Annotated in this window: 2 protein-coding genes; both read right to left on the bottom strand. The window is 37.4% G+C overall.

What is annotated here, in order from left to right:
- A partial coding sequence (locus tag Q0252_RS06335; RefSeq protein ID WP_297984687.1) for an Hsp70 family protein occupies positions 1–732 on the bottom strand: 732 nt, incomplete at its 3' end.
- 142 nt (positions 733–874) lie between these two features.
- On the bottom strand, positions 875–1,003 hold the full coding sequence (locus tag Q0252_RS12300; RefSeq protein WP_367174822.1) for a T9SS type A sorting domain-containing protein: 129 nt from the start codon (positions 1,001–1,003) through the stop codon (positions 875–877).
- Between the last annotated feature and the right edge of the window lie 18 nt (positions 1,004–1,021).

The following is a 1,021-nucleotide window of genomic DNA, read 5'->3' as shown; positions in this document are numbered from 1 at the left end:
TACGCCTTCTTCATTTTTAAATTCGTCAACCAACCAGTTGATAATGACATCGTCAAAATCGTCACCTCCTAAATGTGTGTCACCATTTGTAGACAAAACTTCGAAAACACCGTCGCCCAAATCAAGGATTGAGATGTCAAAAGTTCCACCACCTAAATCGTACACCGCGATTTTTTGGTCTTTATGTCCTTTATCCAAACCATAAGCCAATGCTGCAGCCGTTGGTTCGTTGATAATTCTTTCAACTTTCAAACCTGCGATTTCTCCGGCTTCTTTGGTGGCTTGTCTTTGGCTGTCGTTGAAGTAAGCTGGAACTGTAATTACCGCTCTTGTTACTTCCTGACCAAGATAATCTTCTGCCGTTTTTTTCATTTTTTGCAAAATCATTGCAGAAATTTCTTGCGGCGTGTATTCTCTGTCGTCAATTTTCACTTTCACCGTGTCATTCGGTCCAGAAACCACTTTGTAAGCCACTCTTCCGATTTCGGCAGCATCGTCTTTAAAGTGCGTTCCAATAAATCTTTTGATAGAATATACCGTATTATGAGGATTGGTTACTGCCTGTCTTTTTGCAGGATCTCCTACCAATCTTTCTCCGTCTTTCGTGAATGCTACAACAGATGGCGTTGTTCTTTTACCTTCCGCATTCGGAATTACAACAGGGTCTTTACCCTCCATTACAGCAACACAAGAGTTGGTTGTACCTAAATCGATTCCAATTATTTTACTCATATTATATGTTATTTTTTTGTTATTAATAATTGTTACACTTTGCATTTCTCAACATTTATACCACGGCATAAAAAGTGACAAATTGTCATTAATAAAAAAACTCCATACAAGACGGAGTCAATTAAGTCAAATTTTAGTTGGTTTATTGCTTGATAAATTTCATTGACTTGATGAAGTTACCATTATCATAAGTTCTCACATAATAAGTTCCAGCAGGAAGGCTTTTCACATCAATTTTGTCCGTTTCATTTTTGATGTTAGCCCTTTTCACCAATCTTCCATCATCTTT

Origin of the sequence: uncultured Chryseobacterium sp. (genome assembly GCF_936933875.1) — a bacterium.
Classification (GTDB): domain Bacteria; phylum Bacteroidota; class Bacteroidia; order Flavobacteriales; family Weeksellaceae; genus CAKZIK01.
Note: the sequence above shows the minus strand (reverse complement) of the source record. Positions and strands in the feature narration are given on the sequence as shown.